Source organism: Nocardia sp. NPDC088792, from assembly GCF_044750615.1.
GTDB lineage: Bacteria > Actinomycetota > Actinomycetes > Mycobacteriales > Mycobacteriaceae > Nocardia.
The window spans coordinates 689,195-705,889 of the sequence record NZ_JBIVKC010000002.1; the positions used below are offsets into that span (position 1 = coordinate 689,195).

Here is a 16,695-nt window from a genome sequence, read left to right on the forward strand (position 1 = left end):
CACGAATGACAGAATGAGGTCGATGAAGGTGAGCAAACCCGGCACCGACCGGCCACGCAGGCGCTACGCCCCACGCCTGCCACCCGAGCAACGCCGGGCGCAATTGCTCGACGCCGCCTTCACCGTGCTGGAGCGCGCGGAACTGCACGAACTCAGTATGGAAGCCGTCGCCGCCGAGGCGGGCGTCGGCAAGCCCGTGCTCTACACCGTCTTCAAGACCCGCGCCGAACTGGTCGAAGCCCTGCTCGAACGGGAACGCGAACGCGCCCTCGATCAGGTCGCCGACACCCTCCCCACCGATCTGCTCGGCGCGGACCCGGTGGTCGCCGCCTCCGCGACGGTGAAGGCGTTCGTCGATGTGGCCCTGCGCGATCCGACCCGCTGGCGCCTCATCCTCGCCGGCCCGGGCAGCGCACCCGACGAATACCGCGAAGCCATCCGCAGCTCCCGCGCCGGCGTCTTCGACCAGGCCGAAGCGCTGGTCCGCGTCGGCCTGATCGCCGACCCCCGCTGGTCCGCAATGGATTCCGCCCTCCTCACCAACTCCCTGCTGACCATCGCCGAAATGCTCGGCCGCCTCGCCGTCAGCGACCCGGACACCTATCCGCGCGAACGCATCGAGGGTTTCGTGCAGTCCATCGTCCAGCTGCTCGTCGGTCAGCCGGCGAGCTAGCTCGCACCTCGATCCCGGTACGCGGCGACCCGGCTGCGGGTGGCGCAGCGCGGACCGCAAAAGCGTTGCGGCTGACGGCGGCCGGTATCGATGAAGAAACGCTCGCAATCCGGTGCGTCGCATTGCCCCCAGGCGCAGCGGCCACTCAGCCAGAGGCCGAAGGCGAGAGCCGCGGTGGACAGTAGCCAGTAGGTGCGATCGGCGTCCGGCGGCGGCTCGGAGTGCATGGACCATGGGCGGCCCGGCAGCTGTACGAGCAGCGGGTACGCAGGGTAGCGCCGCAGCAATGTATCGACAATCTGGTCATCGAGGCGCGCGCCGAGGTTTCCCGCCATCCGAAGGCTCGCGGGATCGCGGCGCGGTCGATGGAAATCTTCCGGCGCTGCGATCTGGAAAAGGAGATCCGTGCGGCCGGGCTGCCTCCTGAGCACGTCGCGTTCTTCCGCGGGCGGACACTCGATGATCCGGATTATGTCCGGACGCAACCCGCTTCGCCGGACGAGGCCGAATACACGCCCTCCCCCGGCTTGATCTGCTCGCAGGACGCCCTCGAACGAGTGCTCTCCGAACGGGTCGGGACGCACTTGCGGCGCGGGGTGCGGCTGCTGTCGTTCCGGCCGGAAGGCCCGGACATCGTTGCGACGCTGTCGGATACACACGCCGGCACCGAGTTCGAATTGCGGGCGCGGTGGCTGGTCGGGTGCGACGGTGCGCGCAGTACCGTGCGCGCGGGCAGCGGGATCGGGATGAGCGGGCCGGTCGCGCTCGGGGAGTTTCTCAGCGTGCGCTTCGAGGCGCCGCTGGGGCCGGTGGTCGCGGATCGGGCCAGTGCCTCGTATTTCCTGGTGCGCGGCGGCGGATTCATGGCCGTCGACAATGACCGGTGGTGGATTTATCAACATCCGCTGGGGTCCGGGGACCGGGCCGCGGAACTCGATGCGGTACAGCTCATCCGGTCCGGTGCCGGGATCGCCGAGCTCGAGGTCACCGTGCACGACACCCTCACCTGGCGGATGGACGCGCAACTCGCGGACGCCTACCGCCGCGGCCGGGTGCTGCTGGCCGGGGATGCGGCGCATACCGTGCCGCCGACCGGTGGGCACGGCATGAATGTCGGGATCGGTGATGCCGACAATCTGGCGTGGAAACTGGCCGCCGTACTGAGCGGCCGGGCGGGCGAATCACTGCTCGACAGCTACGAATCCGAGCGCCGGCCGCTCGCGCGGCAGGTCATCGATATCGCGAGCGACAATGCCCGGCGGGACTACCGGATCGACGATCAGCTCCTGCTCAGTGCGAACTATGCCGCCACGCCGCCGCTCACGCCCGATGGTTACCGGCCGTCGTTCGCAGTGGGTGCGCGGCTGCCGCATGCCTGGTCGGCCGACGGCAACTCGACTCTCGACCTGGTCGGCGTGCGGCCTGCCGCGCTCGCCGCATCACGATTGCCGCGCGAGCTCGCTGCCGCCTGTGGGTCGTCGCCGGACGCCGTTGTGGTGGTGCGACCGGACGGCCATATCGATTCGGTCGAGGATCCGGCCTCGGCCTGACCGGCGGGTCGTTGCCCGTTTCCCACCTGTTGGATGATCGTTTGACCTGGTGGTCAGCTGTTTCGTATCGTCATGTGATCGGCGATTCGTTGGAATCCGGTGTAATTCCGGAACGGTCGCGCCACTGTGAGCATCCGCGTGGATGTGAGTCAGACACCGGGCCGCCGTGTTGATACCGGCTCTGGGGACGCGAAATCCCCTGAAAGCAAGGAGTTCTCGTGGCCACTTCCTACGTTCCTCGTTCCGGCCTCGGCGCGGGCGCGCTGTCCCTGCCGACCACGGCCATGTGGTTGATCGGCACCACTGTGCTGGCACTGCTCGCCATCTACTTCATCGGCATCGATCAGGGCGCCGTCTCGGTGTTCGGCAGTGATATGCACGTGCACGAGTTCGTCCATGACGGACGGCATTTCCTCGGATTCCCCTGCCACTAGTCACGGGAATCGAGTACCCACAATGGAAAAACGGATCATCGGCCGGGGCGTCCTGCTGGGCGCGCTCGGCGGACTCTTCGCGTTCATCTTCGCCCGGATCATGGCCGAGCCCATCATCGATCGGGCCATCGACTACGAATCCGGCCGCGACGACGCCCAGATGGCGCTGGACAAGGCCGCCGGGCTGCCCATGCCCGATATGGGACCCGACATCTTCACCCGCGGCCAGCAGCAGAACATCGGTCTCGGGTTCGGTGTGATCGTGTTCGGCATGGCCATGGGCGCGCTGTTCGCGGTCGTCTACTACCTGGCCATGACCCGCTCGGGCAGGACCACCCCGCGCAATCTCGCGCTGCTGGTGTCGGGCGGCATGTTCCTGGCGTTCTATGCGGTGCCGTTCCTGAAGTACCCGGCCAACCCGCCGTCGATCGGGCATCCGGACACCATCAAGGAACGCACCGGGCTGTACGTGCTCATGATCGTGATCAGCACGGTGGCGCTGTTCGCGGCCATCTGGCTGGGCCGCAGACTGGCCGCGCGACTGGGCAATTGGACCGCGACCATCGCTTCGGGCCTGTCCTTCGTGGTGGTCATGAGCATTGTGATGCTGGTGCTACCGTCGCTCGGACATCTGTCGGCGAACAAGTCGTTCGGCGACTTCGACACGGAAACGCCGCAGCCGCTGAAGGATGCGGCGGGGACCATCGTCTACCCGGGCTTCCCGGCGGACGATCTGTTCCACTTCCGGCTGTACTCCTTCATCGCGCAGGCGATTCTCTGGGCCGTCATCGGCGTCGGGTTCGCCTGGCTCGCACCACGATTGCTCGGTGAGCGCGCCGTCACCGCCCCGGAACAGTCCACCGCGGCGGCATGAGCGCGGTCACCCGCCTCACCCTGGTGACGCATGCGTTCACCGATGCCGTGCAGGCCGCCCGCTTCCCGGCCGATGAACCGCTGAACCCGCTGGGGTTGCGGTCGGTCGAGACGTCGGGCGGACTGTCCGGCGAGGCTGCCGGCGTGTGCTACGCGCCGGAGGCCCGCACCGCGCAGACCGCCGACGCGCTCGGGCTCTCCGGCACCGCCGAGGAAGCCTTGCGCGACTTGGATTGTGGCAGCTGGGCGGGGCGGTCGATGGATGCCATCGCACCCGATCAGCTGATGGCCTGGCTCACCGATCCGGGCTTCCGCGGGCACGGCGGCGAGGCCATCACCGATCTCATCGAACGAGTGAGCTTGTGGCTCAACGGTGTAGCGGGTCAGGGTGACCGCGTCATCGCAATCACCCATCCAGCGATCGTGCGTGCGGCGATTCTGTGCACCTTGCAGGCTCCCGCGGAATCGTTCTGGCGCATCGATATTCCACCGTTGACTGCGACGACGCTGCATCACCGGCAGCCCGCTTGGACGCTGCGTTCCACCGCGCACGCACTGACCGAATGAGTCAGGCCAGAACCTGGTCATGGGCGGCAATGAAGTTCAGGAAGCGCGGAATCACCTGATCCGGATTCGCCCACAGCACATCGTGTCCGATGCCCGGGTAGATCTCGATATCCACGGCCGGAATGTGCTTCCGGATCTTGTCCGGCACCACCGCGAGGTCATTGGCCACGGTTTCGGCGCCGAAGAGCACCAGCATCGGCGCGGTGATGGTGGCCAGTTGTTCGTCGGTGAGCGGCTTCTCCCACGGCATGCCCGGCCGGAACTTCAAGCACGCCATGACCATTTCGAACTCCTCGTCGCTGAGTTCGATACTGGGGTTCAGCCACTTGTTGAACTTCCGCATCCGGTCCGGAGTGGGCCGGAGACCCGCGGCCAGGAACTTGATCAGTAGGCTCCACCGCGGTTTGGCGAAAGTGCCTCCGCCCGGCTCGAACATGGTCAGGCTCGCCAGCCGCTCCGGATACGTGGCCGCGGTCATGATGGAGATCCAGGAGCCGACCGAGTTTCCGGCCAGATGGACACGCTCGAGGCCGAGCCCATCCAGCACTTCGACCAGCCATTTCGCCACATCCAGCCCGTCACGCAGCGGTGCCGTCTGCTCGCAGCGCCCCGGCCAGCCCATGACATCCGGTGTGTAGACCACGCGGTCGCGGGCCAGGTCTGCGATGAATCGCAGCCAGATCTGGCCATTGCCGGGCATACCCGGCAGCAGCACGATCGGCGTGCCCTCCCCCGTTCCCGATTTGCGCACCGGTGTTGTCCCGTAGGAGGTTTCGACAACGGTCCGAGTCGACGGGATCGGCCATTCCGCGGCCGCGCCGTCGTAACGACGCAGGAAGGTTTCCTTCGCTTGGTCACTGGTGAATCGCCCGATCTTCGGCATGGGCCTCCCCTTCATCAGTTTTTACGGTATGCCCGTATCACTTATCGCGGTACGAACATATCACGTATGCGGTACGCACGTACCATCTACGCTGAAGCGTTCGCGAACCGAAGGGAAAGGCGGCAACACCCGTGCCGAAGCTGGTCGACCACGAAGTGCGGCGACGCGAGATCACCGCGGCCGTGCGCCGCGTCATCGTCGGCGGTGGGCTGGAGGCCGTCACCTTCCAGTCGGTGGCTGCCGAGGCCGGGATCTCGGTTCGGCTGGTGCAGTACTACTTCGGCACGAAGAAGGAGTTCCTGCTCGCCACCCACCGCTCGGTCATGGATGCTGCCGGGGTGCGCTTCCTGCAGCGCTGGACGTCGCTGGGCGAGAATCCCGAGCCGCGCGCGGCCATCCGCGCCGTCCTGAACGAAGTCCTCCCCCTCGACGACCGACGCACCGAGGAAGCCGTTGTGCTCGGCGCATTCAATACCGCGGCCATCACCGGACTGGGGATCACGTCCGAGGAAACCCTCGCGGCGCCACGCGCTCTCGTCATGCTGGTGGCCCAGCAGCTGAAGCGGACGCCCGAGGCCACCGCGACGCCGGACCTGGATGCCGAACTCATCGGCGCCGCGGTCGGTGGCATAGCCCAGGGCACACTCGCCGGCTACTGCACTCGCGAGGGGGCGGTCGAATTGCTCGACCACCTCCTCGACCGGGTCATGGGGACTCAGCCCTCCGGGTAGAACAGGAAAAGCGTGCAGCCCGTAGCGGATTGGGGAATGTGCGAGGACCCCGCGGATCGTTCGGGCTATTCCGTGACCGGGCGGTCCAGGCGGAAGAAGTGACTGCGCCGGGTGGTGCCGTCCCGGCGGACCAGGGTGTCCTGCCGGACACCGAGATCCGTGGCGCCGAGCTTCCGGATGGCCGCGGCCGAACGGGCATTGCGCTCATCGGTGCGGAGCTGAACCCACTGCACTCCCTGCGCGAACAGCTCGCGCAGGAGTACCTTCTTCGCCCGCGCATTGACGCCCGTCCCCCACACCGCCGGATCGAACTGTGTGGCGCCGATTTCCACGCCGTCGGGTGCGGATCGGTCGTACATGATCGACGTGGTGCCGACGATGCGCTCGCCGCTGCGGACGGTGAACGTCAGCCGCTGAAGGTCGCCCAGTTTGGCCCTTATCCCCGCATCCAATTCCTCGGCGTCGCGGGGAATCTCGCGTGGAATGTGTTCCCACACGCGCTCATCGCGGATCGCTTCGAACAGTCCCTGCGCATCGGCGGAGCTGTACTCGCGCAGGGACACCGCGCCGTCCTCGAGACGGGCCGCGGGTAGGGAGATAGGCCAGATCACAAGCGACATCATGGCACCCGAGCGCTGATCGGGCGGTAGCCGGAGAGTTCGGATTGCCAGCCGCCCTCGCCGTGGGTGAGGTTCGTCAGTTGCTGCTGGGCGGTGTGGACGTGTCGTACGGGGATGGCGCCGAGGAGCAGGCCGGTGGCGGAGTCCGTCGTGGTGTTCCGGATGTCGGCGCCCAGGGCCGCCAAGGCGGCGGCGACCTGGGCGAGTGCCGCTGTAGGCGTGGAGATTTCGAAGTCATGGCAGGGTTCTAGCAGCTGGGTTCCGGCCGCTCGCAGGGCGCGGTCGAGCACCAGCGGGGTGAGGGTGCGGAAGTCCGCCGCCGTGCTGAGGGGGCCGACGAATCCGCTATGGGTGAGGGTGACGGCGCAGTCGGTGATCTCCCAGCCGCGCGGGCCGTGCCGGAGCCGGGCGCGGACCGACTGCTCGATGGCGTCGTGGAAGGCGCGCGGCAGGGCGCCGAGTTCGGTCTCGTAGTGGAAGCGCACGCCCGCACCGGCGGGGAGGGCGCGACGCGCAGGCCGATGGTGGCCCAGTAGCCGTTCGGGCTCGGCGCGCGGAAGCCCATTTCCTCGACGGCCGTGCCGGTTCCGCTGACGCGTTCGAGGCAGATCGGTTCGCTGTCCCGGAATTCGGCGTCGATGCCGAACTCCTCGCCGAGGGTGGCGGCGATGATCTGCTTCTGCACCTCGCCGTAGAGCAGGATCGAGGTGGCGCCGCCGGGTTCGGTGCGCACGTGCAGCAGCGGGTCCTGCTCGGTCAGCAATTGCAGCGCTCGATGCAGATCGGCGTCGCGCCCGGTGCGGGCCCGGACCTCGGTGCGCAGGATGGGTGGCGAAAAGTGCTCGGGTGCAGTGGAATCGGTGCCGGCGAGCCGGTCGCCGACCCGGATGTCCGCAGGACCGGTGATCATCCCGATATTGCCGGCGGTCAGCTCCTCGGCATCTGTGCCGCCGATGACCCGCAGCGAGGTGATCCGTCCTCGGTAGCGGTGTGGCGTCCCATCGTGCTCGCGACGTTCCAGAGTCACCTGCCCACGGGCGGCGAGGCTGCCGGAAAACAGCCGCAGATAAGCCGTTTTCGCCCCGGACGGCGAGCGTTCGAGCGCGAACACGGTGCCGTGCGGTGACTCCGGATCGGCGGCGTCCGGATCCGGGGGCAGCAGTTCGGTGATCCCGTCCAGCAGTGCGGCAATGCCTTCGCCGGACCGGGCCGAGCCGAAGTAGACCGGGCACAGCTGCGCGTCGGCGGTCTGCTCGGCCAGCATGCGCGCGAGTTCGCCGTCGGTGAGCGGGGGCCCGTCCACCACCCGGCTCAGTACCCGGTCATCGACTTCGGCGAGCCGTTCGGCGATGGCGTCGCCGAAGCCCGGGGTCCGCAGGGTGCGCGGAACAGCTTGCGCCGCAGGCGTTCCGATCCCGTGCACGTCCGTCATGGCGAGCACGTTCGGCGTGAGCCGCCGCCGGATATCGGCGAGCAGCTCCTCGGTGCGCGCACCCCGCCGATCGATCTTGTTGACGAAGATCAGGGTCGGCACACGCATGGCGCGCAAGGTCCGCGACAGCAACCGGGTGTGTGGTTGCACGCCTTCGACGGCAGATATCACCAGCACCGCGGCATCGAGCACGCCGAGCGCGCGTTCGACCTCGGCCACGAAATCGGCGTGACCGGGCGTATCGATGACATTGACCTGCCGGCCTCGGTGCGTGAACGAGACGACAGCGGAGCGCACGGTGATACCGCGCCGGCGTTCGATGGCCGAGGTATCGGTGCGGATGGTCCCGGCGTCGACGCTGCCGAGCGTGTGAATGACGCCGGTATCGAACAGCAGACGCTCGGTCAGGCTGGTTTTACCTGCGTCGACATGGGCGAGAATCCCGATATTGAGGGTGCGGAGCGGGTGCATGGATGCCGAAGTCCTCGAAAGTCACAGTCCGGTGGGAGGGCTGAGGTGTTTCGAAGAATCGGCGCATCGCAACTCCTGGTCGGCATCGGCACGGTCCTCGGCAGCATGGTTTCCCGGCCGCCGAGGCGCAACCGATTTTCGGCGCCGGGCCGCTACCGCGGGGAGTCGATGGCTTCGAGGAGGCGGCGGGCCTGGTAGTCGGCGCCGAGCTGATTGGGGTGGAAGGGGACGGCGAGGCCGACCGGGTCGCCGGAGTACGGGACCAGGCCCTCCACCCAGCGGGTGCCGACCGGCCGGCAGGCGTCGTGGCCGGCGCTGCCGTCGTAGGTGTCGACCAGCTGGATGCCGGTTCGGGCGGCGACGCGGGTGAGCATGTGGTCGATTTCGAGAAGCTTCTGCCCCAGCCAGATTGCGTCGGCCTCGGAGATGGGGATCTGCGGGAAGCAGCCGCCGTCGGTGCCGATGCCCTCGAAGTAGTCGAGCAGCAGGATGCGGGCGTGCGGCGCCCGTTCGCGAATGCCGGCGATGGTGGCGGCGACCTTGGGTGCGGCGGCGGCGATCTTCTGCGACATGAGGTCGACGCCGTGCACGACGTTCTTCTCCAGGCAGGGGCTGACGGCCGGATCGATGGTGAGGCAGTCGGTGACGGTGGCGGCCAGATCGGCGTCATTGCCGCCGATTCCGAGGGTGACCAGATCGGTCGACGGGGTGAGCCGGTCGAACTGCGGCGGATTGACGCCGACCGGGCTGGACTGCGGGTTCAGCATGTTCACCGTGGTGGCGCCGCCGCAGGTGGCGTCGCGGAAGACCGGGACGGACAGGGCCGCCGCGACCTGTTTGGCGTAGTCGTGGCTGCTCTGCACGCAGCCGAACGGGGTGGAGGCGGTGGTGATCTGGCTCAGGGTGGCGTCGGCGGCCCACGAATCGCCCAGGGCGACATACTCGTTCACCGTGGGCGGGGTGTCGGCCGGATCGGCCTGAGCGGCTCCGGCGGGTACGGCCGCGGCCAGCGCGGCGGTCAAGAGTGCGCGTGCGATCTTCATGCGTGGTCTCCCCGGGATCGGCCCGGCATTCCGCGCCGGGCCGTGTTCAGCGCCGAAAACCTAACAGGTAGTAGGTGAATTTGCGCGCCGAACCGGGAAACAGCTACCGACCATTAACTTTGCTCGGCCGACGCCAGACCCTGGATCGACTCGACCCGCTCGTAACCGAGCAGCACATCGTGCGCGACCTCGCCGTCGGCTACTGAGACCCGGCTGAAAACCGGCGGATAACCGCGCGCCATGATCGTGTACCTGCCTTCGACCAGATCGGGCACGCTGTAGCGGCCCGCATGGTCGGTGCGGGTGGTGGCGACCAGATCGCCGCCCTCGTCCAGCACGGTGATCTGGGCGTCGGGGATCGCGAGACCGTCCTCGTTGCAGGCCACCCCGGCCAGCACCGCGCGCTGGCTCAATTCGATGTCGTGGCGCAGCATTCCGCTGTCGGGCACGGTAAGGGTGATGGCGCTCGGCCGCATGTGCGCGGCGGTCGCGACCAGCGTGTAGGTGCCCGCCAGCACGCCGCGGCAGGAGAACACGCCGTCGGCGGTGGTGACCGCCGACCCGACCACATCGCCGTAGGCATCGGTCAGGGTGACCGTCGCATCCCCCAGCGGCACACCACGTCCCGCCGAGCGCACCACCCCCGACACCTCGCCGGAACCCGACAGCGCGACATCCAGCTCCTGCGGGCGACGGCCGACCGCGAGGCTGACGGCCGCGGGCTGATAGCCGTGTGCCGACACGATGAGCACATACCCGCCCGCGCGCGGCACGCCGATGATGTAGCCGCCGTCGGGTTCGGCGATCGCGCGCGAAACCTGGCGTCCGCGTTGATCGATGAGGGTCAGCACCGCATCGGGCACCGACTGGCCGTCCTCACGGTGAATGAGACCGGACACGAACAATCCGGGCGGCTCGATGATCCGCAGCTCCTCGGCGTCCGCCACCGGTTCCGGCTCGGCCTCCTCGATCGCCTCTTCGGGGGCGGACGGCGGACCGTCCTGCAGCGGAATCTCTTTCATGAACATGAGCACCACGGCGGCCAGCACCGACACTCCCGCGGCCACCGCGAACACGATGCTCATGGAATGCGTGAAGCCGGTCAGGATGGGTTCGCGCAGCTGCTCGGGGAGCGAGGAGATCACGCTGGTATTGCTCTGGATCAGCCCCAGCTGCGCGGGCGAGAGACCCGGCGGCAACTGCCCGCCGAAGGCGTCGAGGATCTTGTGCGGCAGCAGGTTGAACAGAATGGTCAGGAAGATCGCGACGCCGAGCGTGCCGCCCATCTGCCGGAAGAACGTTGCCGCCGCGGTTGACACGCCCATATCGGCGCGCGGTCCGGCGTTCTGCGCCGCGATGATCAGCGTCTGCATGCATCCGCCGAGCCCCAAACCGATGACGCCGCAGTACAACAGCGGCTGCCACAGCGGAGTCTCCAAGCGCACCAGCGCGAACAGCAACGCACCCGCGGCGATGATGGCCGAGCCGAGCACCGGGAATACCTTGTACCGCCCGGTGGACTTGGTGATCCAGCCCGCGACCTGCGCACCCACCATGATGCCCAGCACCAGCGGCAGCATGAAAAGCCCGGCCTTGGTGGGCGAATACCCGCGTATCACCTGGAAGTACAGCGGCACCAGCACGATTGCGCCGAACATGGCGACACCGACGATGAAGCCGCCCAGAATCGAGATGCTGAAGGTGCCACTCCGGAACAGCCGCAGCGGAATCAGCGCGGAGTCCTTCATGAGGAACTCGACAATGAGGAACAGCACCATTCCGGCCGCGGCAATGCCGTAACAGAGCAGCGCGCGATGCGACTGCCAACCCCATTCCCGGCCCTGCTGGGCAATGACGAGCAGCGGCACGGTCGCAATGGTGAGCGCGAGTGCGCCGGGCCAATCGGTGCGGTGCGGCTGTCTTTGGAAGGGCACGTTCAGGACTCGGGCCACCACGATCAGTGCGAGCACGCCGATGGGCACGTTCACCAGGAATACCCAGCGCCAGCCGGCCAGATGGAAGATGTGGTCGGCATTGGAGAAGAAGCCGCCCAGCACCGGCCCGAGCACGGTGGCAATGCCGAACACCATCATGAAATAGCCCTGGTATCTGACTCTTTCACGGGGCGGCACGATATCGCCGATAATGGTGAAGGCCAGCGACATGAGCCCGCCCGCGCCGATGCCCTGGAAGGCCCGGAATCCCGCGAGCTGGTACATGGAGGTGGCGAAGGTGCAGGCCACCGAGCCGATCACGAAGATGCCGATGGCAATGAGATAAAAGGGTTTTCGGCCGTAGATGTCGGCGAGCTTGCCGTACAGCGGCGTGCTGATGGTGGCGGTGATCAGATACGCGGTGGTGGCCCAGGCCTGCTTGTCGAAGCCGTGCAGGCTGTTGGCGATGCGCACGATCGCGACGCTCACGATGTTCTGGTCCAGTGCGGCCAGGAATACGCCGAGCAGTAGACCGGACAGCACCGTCATGATCTGCCGGTGCGACAGTGTCGTTTCCGTCGCGGGAGCCGGCGCGGGCGGAACCCGCACCGGTTGAGCGATCGGCGCATGAGTGGTGGTATTCGTCATGTTTGGGGCCCTTGTCGGAATTCGGCTGTCCGTAGGTGCGGTGCTACTCGAAAAGACCTCGCCATGAAGCAATTCGGGCAGCTTACCCCCGCCTATCCAGGACCCCTGCGGCAGGTGGTGGTTACGCCTCCACTTGTGCGTAGAGCGGAATACCGGTGTGGAAGAAGCGAATGAGCCGGCCGATACGCACGCAATGGTCGGCACAGCGCTCGTAGTGATGCGCGAGCAGCGCGATATCGATGGCCATGGCGGGCCCGTGATCCCAGCCGTCATCGGCCGCTATCTCGAGCAATTGCACCCGCAGCCGGTCCAGGTTCTCGTCGCGCGGGATCAGCACCCGGTCGCGCGGCGGATTCTGTGCGGCAATGACTCTCACCGAATGGTCGACCAGATGTATCACGGCATCCGCGATCTCCGACAGCAGTGCGATGACATGCTGCGGCGCAACCGGATTCGGGTAGCGGCGCACCACGACATCGGCGACGCGGCTGAGCGCGCCGCTCACCGCGAGCAGATCGTCGGCAATCTGCATGGCGGTGACCACGTGCCGTAGGTCCCGGGCCACCGGCGCTTCCAGGGCGAGCAGAATGACCGAGCGGTCCTCACACTTGGCGTGCTCGACCTGAACCTGCTCCTCGAGCGCGAACACCTCGTAGGCAGCGGTGAGATCGGCGCCTGTCAGCGCCGCCGCGCCGCGCTCGGCCGCCTCCTGCGTCAGGCGCGCCATATGCGCCAACTCATCGGTCAACGCCATGAGCTCGATGGAGAATTTCGTCCGCACTCGCATATCTTGGCCGCCCGCCCGCATACCTGCACAATATCGTGGGAAAACCTTTCGGCCCGAAAGGCTCTCGGTTATTTTCGGTAAATACAAACCAACCGGCACGATAATTGCGGTGGAGCGCCCGGTGCGTCGCCCCGGCAAACACTTCGCGGTAACCGACACTGGGGCGGTGGCAGACTCCGAATCCCCTGCCGAGCAGCCCGGGCAGCAACCGGACAACAGCGGCGCGACCACCGCCGATACCGCGCCATCCGATAGCGGAACCACAGCACCGGGTACTCACATGCCCGCGTGGCTACCGCGCGCCATGGTGCTGGCGCTCGCCCTGGTCGGCGTGTTCGAGCTGGCGAATTGGGCCGCGTCGCGGCTGATCGGCATCGCCGTGATGATGACCGTCGCCTTCTTCGTCTCCCTCGCCATGGAGCCGGCCGTCGACGTATTGGCCGCAAGGGGACTGAACCGCGGGCTCGCCGTCACCTTCGTCTTCGTGCTCGTGTTCGCCTGCACGGCAGGGTTCATCGCCACCCTCGGCGTGCTGCTGGTGGAGACCGTGTCCAATGTGGTCGGCGAACTCCCCCGGCTGCTGGACGAACTCATCAGCTGGATCAACCACACCTTCCACAAGGACCTCACCCTGGATCAGCTGCGCGACAGGCTGTTCAAGGATTCCGACATCATCAACTCGTACGCCGGGAAGGCGGCCGGCAATGTGTGGGGACTGTCCAGCACCGTGCTCGGCGGGCTCGCCAAGTTCGTCACCATCGCGCTGTTCAGCGTGTACATGACCGCCGACGGGCCGAAACTGCGGCGCGCCCTGTGCTCGGTACTGCCACCCGCCAAACAGGGCGCGGTGCTGCACGCCTGGGACCTGGCCATCGAGAAGACCGGCGGATATCTGTACTCACGGGCGCTGCTGGCGGTCATCTCCTCCGTCGCGCACTGGGCTTTCCTTGCGCTGCTGGGCATTCCGAACGCGCTCGCGCTGGGCGTCTGGTTCGGCGTGGTGGCGAGCTTCGTGCCGACCATCGGAACCTATATAGCCGGCATCCTGCCGATCCTGGTGGCGCTCACCGTCCGGCCCATCGACGCGGTCTGGATCATCATCTTCGTGGTGGTCTACCAGTGGATCCAGGACTACGTCCTGCAACCGCGCATCACCGCCCGCACCGTGGACGTGAACCCCGCGGTGGCCCTGCTCTCCGTCATCGTGGGCGGCGCGCTGCTCGGCGCGGTGGGCGCGCTGCTGGCCATCCCGGCCACCGCCACCGTGCAGGCCTTCCTCGGCGAGTACGTGAAGCGGTACCGGGTGGCCGAGGACCCGCGCATCGAGCGCGCGGGAACCCGCAAGAAGGACAAGAAGACTCCCGCCGCGAAGCCCTGACCCCGCTCAGGCCGGCGCCGGCTCCTTCACCTCCGGCCGGGCCCGCACCGTGCCCAGGATCGAACCCAGAATGACCAGCGGGAAGCCGATCGCCATGCCCGCGCTCAGCGGCTCGTGTAGCAGGGTGACGCCGATCAGCAGCGCCACAGCGGGATTGATGTAGGTGAACACGGTGGCGCGGGACGGGCCGACCTCGCTGATGAGCGCGAAGAACACCACGAAGGCCAGCGCCGTGCACACCAGACCGAGGCCAACCACCGACCAGGTCGGCGCGGCGGGATAGTGAGCCGGCATGCGCCACAGCGTGAACGGCGCGTAGATGACCGCCGCGAAGATGAGCGAAGCGGCCGCCACACCGATCGGCGGCAGATCACCGAGCTTGCGGCCGATCAGGATCGCGCCCACGGCGTACCCGAGCACGCTGACGCCGATGGCCGCCAGCGCTCCGACATCCGACATGTCGACGTCCAGGCCGACCAGCGCGGCCACCCCGCCGAAACCCACCAGCAGCCCGAGGATCCGGCGGCGGTCCAGGCGCTCGTGCCCGAGGCGGGTGACGATGAGGATGGTGACCAGCGGTACCGCCGCGATGAGCAGGCCGACGGTGGAGCTCGTCAGCTTGGTCTCCGCGTGCCCGATGAGCAGCCACGGACCCGTGACCTCGACGAGGGTATAGAGCAGTACCCAGCGCCAGCGGCGCAGCGCGGGTAGCAGGCCCTTGGTGTACAAGGCGACCGGCAGCAGCACCAGCGCACCGAGGAAGGTGCGGCCGAAGGCCACCACCACCGGATCGAAGTCCCGCACCGCGACCCGGATCATGGCGTACGGGATACCCCAGATGACGCCCATGGCCAGGAACAACAGCCAGCCACGCTTACTCACAGCCCACTCCCGATCGCTCCGGGTAATTCATCCCAGCATTCATTCCGACGCTTCGGAGGATAAGCCACGGCACCGACACGGCGGCATGGGCAAAAACGGACAGAACTGCCCGGTCGGGCATCCGAACCCCGCGCGTCCCCGAAGAACTGTCCGACGCCCCCGGAGCACCCGTCCGGTGCGTTCGATCGACCCGATGAAGGAGACAGTCCTTGCGCGAGTTGCGTATTCACGCGTGCGCCCTGCTGGCCGCGGTCCTGCTCCCGCTCTGCGCCGCCCCGGCGGCGGCCGCACCCGGATCGGCAGCGGGCACCCTCGAACCCGCGATCGACTGCGCGGCGGGACCGGACCGGCCGAATCCGGTTGTGCTGCTGGGCGGTTTCGGCGGGGTCGGGGATATCGGCGCGACGCTGGAGAAACAGCTGGCCGGCATCACCGCGGGCATTCGCGCGGCGGGCGGGTGCCCGCTCATCTTCGGGTACGGGATCATCGGGCCGGTGCACGCGGCGGCGCCCGTGCCGGAATCGGCGCGGCAGGTGGGGGCATTCGTCGACAAGGTGCTGGCGGCTACCGGCGCGGCCCGGGTCGATATCGTCGCGCACTCGTCGGGGGCGCTGGTGGCCGACTATTACGTCAAACTGCTGCACGGGGATTCGCAGGTGCGGCGCATGGTGCAGCTCGCGCCGGTCACCCGGGGGACCACCGGGGCGACGCTGGTCGCGGGGCTGGATATCCCGGGTGTACCGGGCGGCCCGGCCGAGCTCATTCAGGATGTGGCGAACCCCTTGCGCGACACGGTTTTCGCGGGAATGCGGGGTGCGCTGGACTGCCTGGCCGGATCCGAGGTGACGCGCGAGGTGCTCGCGGGCGGGGTCACGCGGCCCGGTGTGCGGTACGCGGTGCTCGCGACCCGGGGCGATCAGGTGCTCACACCGCCCGGAACGGCGTCGTTCATCGAGGAGCCGGGCGTGCTGAACGAGTTCTTCGAGGACAGGTATCCGGCGGCGGGCGTGGCGGGTCACGCCACCTTGCCGATGCAACCCGATGCCGACCACTGGGTGCTCGACCAGCTGTTTTCCAAGTAATTTCCCGTCGGGCAATTTTTCCTACCGGGAAATCTTGCCCACTGGGCACGTTTCACGCATACTTGAGCCATGCCGGACGAACAATCACTCAGCCTCCGCGAACGCAAGAAGCTCGACACCCGTCGCGCCCTCAGCGACGCGGCGCTGGAGCTGATGTTCGAACGCGGGCTGGAGAACGTGGTCCGCGAGGACATCGCGGCCCGCGCCGGGGTCTCGGTCCGCACCTTCAACAACTACTTCTCCAGCAAGTACGAGGCCCTCGTCTACCGGCAGGTGGAGCGCTTCCACACCAGCAGCCGACTGCTGCGTGAGCGGCCGGCCGGCGAGCCGCTGTGGACGGCGCTCACCGCGGCTGTTCTCCGCCCCCTCGAAGACGACGGTGCGGGCGGGCCCCTACCGACACCCGAACAGCTCGTCGAGGTGCGCAAACTGCTTGCCTCACAGGACATTCCACTCTTGCTCCTGCGCGGCGTCATGGACGAACTGATCGCCGCCATCGCCGAACGCACCGGCACCGATCCCGAACACGACCTGTACCCACGGCTGGCGGCGGGAGCGGTCGTCGCCGCTTTCCAGGCCGCCGTCGATACCTATGTCCGGACGGATCCGGCCATCACAGTCGTCTCCCTGCTTCGGGAAGCCCTGACCGCCTTGGCGGCCGGGCTGCCCGATCCCTCGGCACAGCACCGACGCTAAGGCCGATCACC

The 16,695-nt window shown here is 67.6% G+C and carries 17 protein-coding genes, 2 pseudogenes and 1 riboswitch; of the genes and pseudogenes, 9 read left to right on the forward strand and 10 right to left on the reverse strand.

What is annotated here, in order from left to right; translation table 11 throughout:
• The first annotated feature begins 22 nt into the window (after window positions 1-22).
• Entirely contained in the window at window positions 23-673 is a 651-nt protein-coding gene (locus ACIP5Y_RS12420; RefSeq protein ID WP_400349863.1) for a TetR/AcrR family transcriptional regulator, read from the forward strand.
• Here the strand turns inward: ACIP5Y_RS12420 and ACIP5Y_RS12425 are convergent.
• Window positions 670-1,008: a CGNR zinc finger domain-containing protein gene (locus tag ACIP5Y_RS12425; protein WP_400349864.1), complete on the reverse strand. Its 339-nt coding sequence runs from the start codon at window positions 1,006-1,008 to the stop codon at window positions 670-672. The two genes, ACIP5Y_RS12420 and ACIP5Y_RS12425, sit on opposite strands and share 4 nt — an antisense overlap.
• Here ACIP5Y_RS12425 and ACIP5Y_RS12430 point away from each other — a divergent pair.
• The 4 genes from ACIP5Y_RS12430 to ACIP5Y_RS12445 all read left to right on the forward strand — a co-directional run bounded on the left by ACIP5Y_RS12430 (window position 895) and on the right by ACIP5Y_RS12445 (window position 4,097).
• On the forward strand, window positions 895-2,223 hold the full coding sequence (locus tag ACIP5Y_RS12430) for an FAD-dependent monooxygenase (protein ID WP_400349865.1): 1,329 nt from the start codon (window positions 895-897) through the stop codon (window positions 2,221-2,223). The two genes, ACIP5Y_RS12425 and ACIP5Y_RS12430, sit on opposite strands and share 114 nt — an antisense overlap.
• Window positions 2,224-2,264: 41 nt before the next feature.
• Window positions 2,265-2,403, forward strand: a riboswitch (cobalamin riboswitch).
• Window positions 2,404-2,507: 104 nt separating this feature from the next.
• A complete protein-coding gene (locus tag ACIP5Y_RS12435; RefSeq protein WP_255664241.1) occupies window positions 2,508-2,657 on the forward strand; it encodes a CbtB-domain containing protein in 150 nt (49 codons plus the stop codon).
• 22 nt (window positions 2,658-2,679) lie between these two features.
• Window positions 2,680-3,531, forward strand: coding sequence for a CbtA family protein (locus tag ACIP5Y_RS12440; protein WP_400349866.1), 852 nt, complete (start codon window positions 2,680-2,682; stop codon window positions 3,529-3,531).
• A complete protein-coding gene (locus ACIP5Y_RS12445) occupies window positions 3,528-4,097 on the forward strand; it encodes a histidine phosphatase family protein (RefSeq protein WP_400349867.1) in 570 nt (189 codons plus the stop codon). Before ACIP5Y_RS12440 ends, ACIP5Y_RS12445 begins: the two co-directional genes overlap by 4 nt.
• A 1-nt stretch (window position 4,098) precedes the next feature.
• Here the strand turns inward: ACIP5Y_RS12445 and ACIP5Y_RS12450 are convergent, their stop codons facing one another.
• Window positions 4,099-4,980: an alpha/beta fold hydrolase gene (locus ACIP5Y_RS12450; RefSeq protein ID WP_400349868.1), complete on the reverse strand. Its 882-nt coding sequence runs from the start codon at window positions 4,978-4,980 to the stop codon at window positions 4,099-4,101.
• Between the two features lie 131 nt (window positions 4,981-5,111).
• Between ACIP5Y_RS12450 and ACIP5Y_RS12455 the strand changes: the two genes are divergently transcribed.
• Window positions 5,112-5,711: a TetR/AcrR family transcriptional regulator gene (locus tag ACIP5Y_RS12455; protein ID WP_400349869.1), complete on the forward strand. Its 600-nt coding sequence runs from the start codon at window positions 5,112-5,114 to the stop codon at window positions 5,709-5,711.
• Window positions 5,712-5,776: 65 nt separating this feature from the next.
• Here ACIP5Y_RS12455 and ACIP5Y_RS12460 read toward each other — a convergent pair whose 3' ends face one another.
• The 7 genes and pseudogenes from ACIP5Y_RS12460 to ACIP5Y_RS12490 all read right to left on the reverse strand — a co-directional run bounded on the left by ACIP5Y_RS12460 (window position 5,777) and on the right by ACIP5Y_RS12490 (window position 12,640).
• Window positions 5,777-6,322, reverse strand: a complete 546-nt coding sequence (locus ACIP5Y_RS12460) for a GNAT family N-acetyltransferase (RefSeq protein ID WP_400349870.1) — start codon at window positions 6,320-6,322, stop codon at window positions 5,777-5,779.
• 8 nt (window positions 6,323-6,330) lie between these two features.
• Window positions 6,331-6,621, reverse strand: coding sequence for a hypothetical protein (locus ACIP5Y_RS12465; RefSeq protein ID WP_400351246.1), 291 nt, complete (start codon window positions 6,619-6,621; stop codon window positions 6,331-6,333).
• 33 nt (window positions 6,622-6,654) lie between these two features.
• Window positions 6,655-7,563, reverse strand: a pseudogene (locus ACIP5Y_RS12470) (hypothetical protein); the annotation flags it as partial.
• A pseudogene (locus tag ACIP5Y_RS12475) lies at window positions 7,494-8,234 on the reverse strand (GTP-binding protein); the annotation flags it as partial. The pseudogenes ACIP5Y_RS12470 and ACIP5Y_RS12475, both read right to left, overlap by 70 nt.
• A gap of 152 nt (window positions 8,235-8,386) precedes the next feature.
• Window positions 8,387-9,277 carry an SGNH/GDSL hydrolase family protein gene (locus ACIP5Y_RS12480; protein WP_400349871.1) on the reverse strand — a complete coding sequence of 297 codons (891 nt, stop codon included), beginning with the start codon at window positions 9,275-9,277 and terminating at the stop codon, window positions 8,387-8,389.
• 113 nt (window positions 9,278-9,390) lie between these two features.
• Entirely contained in the window at window positions 9,391-11,859 is a 2,469-nt protein-coding gene (locus tag ACIP5Y_RS12485) for an MFS transporter (protein WP_400349872.1), read from the reverse strand.
• A gap of 121 nt (window positions 11,860-11,980) precedes the next feature.
• The gene (locus ACIP5Y_RS12490) at window positions 11,981-12,640 is read right to left on the reverse strand and encodes a phosphate signaling complex PhoU family protein (protein ID WP_400349873.1); all 660 of its coding nucleotides are present in this window, start codon (window positions 12,638-12,640) and stop codon (window positions 11,981-11,983) included.
• A 172-nt stretch (window positions 12,641-12,812) separates the two neighbouring features.
• On the opposite strand from ACIP5Y_RS12490, the gene ACIP5Y_RS12495 reads away from it, so the two are divergent.
• A complete protein-coding gene (locus tag ACIP5Y_RS12495; RefSeq protein ID WP_400349874.1) occupies window positions 12,813-14,024 on the forward strand; it encodes an AI-2E family transporter in 1,212 nt (403 codons plus the stop codon).
• Window positions 14,025-14,030: 6 nt separating this feature from the next.
• On the opposite strand, the gene ACIP5Y_RS12500 is transcribed toward ACIP5Y_RS12495, so the two are convergent.
• Window positions 14,031-14,906 (reverse strand): DMT family transporter, encoded by an 876-nt coding sequence (locus tag ACIP5Y_RS12500; protein WP_400349875.1) that lies wholly within the window; start codon window positions 14,904-14,906, stop codon window positions 14,031-14,033.
• Between the two features lie 209 nt (window positions 14,907-15,115).
• Here ACIP5Y_RS12500 and ACIP5Y_RS12505 point away from each other — a divergent pair, with 209 nt between their 5' ends.
• Both ACIP5Y_RS12505 and ACIP5Y_RS12510 read left to right on the forward strand, forming a co-directional pair.
• Window positions 15,116-15,988: an esterase/lipase family protein gene (locus tag ACIP5Y_RS12505; protein WP_400349876.1), complete on the forward strand. Its 873-nt coding sequence runs from the start codon at window positions 15,116-15,118 to the stop codon at window positions 15,986-15,988.
• A 69-nt stretch (window positions 15,989-16,057) separates the two neighbouring features.
• Window positions 16,058-16,684 carry a TetR/AcrR family transcriptional regulator gene (locus ACIP5Y_RS12510; protein ID WP_400349877.1) on the forward strand — a complete coding sequence of 209 codons (627 nt, stop codon included), beginning with the start codon at window positions 16,058-16,060 and terminating at the stop codon, window positions 16,682-16,684.
• Window positions 16,685-16,695 lie beyond the last annotated feature (11 nt).

Excerpts from the sequence above, each read along its gene's own strand:
- ACIP5Y_RS12510 (WP_400349877.1), top strand. The coding sequence starts at position 16,058 with ATGCCGGACGAACAATCACTCAGCCTCCGCGAACGCAAGAAGCTCGAC.
- ACIP5Y_RS12435 (WP_255664241.1), top strand. The coding sequence starts at position 2,508 with ATGTGGTTGATCGGCACCACTGTGCTGGCACTGCTCGCCATCTACTTC.
- ACIP5Y_RS12445 (WP_400349867.1), top strand. The coding sequence starts at position 3,528 with ATGAGCGCGGTCACCCGCCTCACCCTGGTGACGCATGCGTTCACCGAT.
- ACIP5Y_RS12450 (WP_400349868.1), bottom strand. The coding sequence starts at position 4,980 with ATGCCGAAGATCGGGCGATTCACCAGTGACCAAGCGAAGGAAACCTTC.
- ACIP5Y_RS12485 (WP_400349872.1), bottom strand. The coding sequence starts at position 11,859 with ATGACGAATACCACCACTCATGCGCCGATCGCTCAACCGGTGCGGGTT.
- ACIP5Y_RS12480 (WP_400349871.1), bottom strand. The coding sequence starts at position 9,277 with ATGAAGATCGCACGCGCACTCTTGACCGCCGCGCTGGCCGCGGCCGTA.
- ACIP5Y_RS12440 (WP_400349866.1), top strand. The coding sequence starts at position 2,680 with ATGGAAAAACGGATCATCGGCCGGGGCGTCCTGCTGGGCGCGCTCGGC.
- ACIP5Y_RS12425 (WP_400349864.1), bottom strand. The coding sequence starts at position 1,008 with ATGGCGGGAAACCTCGGCGCGCGCCTCGATGACCAGATTGTCGATACA.
- ACIP5Y_RS12420 (WP_400349863.1), top strand. The coding sequence starts at position 23 with ATGAAGGTGAGCAAACCCGGCACCGACCGGCCACGCAGGCGCTACGCC.